This is a genomic window from Mameliella sp. CS4 (assembly GCF_019392335.1).
Classification (GTDB): Bacteria; Pseudomonadota; Alphaproteobacteria; order Rhodobacterales; family Rhodobacteraceae; genus Antarctobacter.
Genome location: NZ_JAHXRQ010000302.1, coordinates 1 through 233 on the forward strand (window position 1 = coordinate 1; position 233 = coordinate 233).

Sequence of the window (233 nt, forward strand, 5' to 3'; positions counted from 1 at the left end):
GGTGGCCTCACCCTTGTCGGTGGGATCCTCCGTGTCGGTGGGATCCTCCGTGTCGGCCGGCGGGAGACTCTCGGCGGGCTTCTCCTCGTCCTTGAAGGACACGGTGCCGCTGATCGGCGAGGTGTACTCGGCGCCCTCGTACATCCCGGCGAACGGGCCGTAGACGGCGAACTCGCTGAGTGTGCCCTCGCCGTCGTTCTCCCCCACCGAGCGGAACTCGTCCTCGTCGGCGG

At 69.1% G+C, this 233-nt stretch carries 1 protein-coding gene; it reads right to left on the minus strand.

Going from position 1 to position 233, the window contains the following annotated elements; genetic code table 11:
* On the minus strand, positions 1-233 hold a 233-nt coding region (locus KZZ07_RS27490), incomplete at both ends, for a hypothetical protein (protein WP_219520228.1).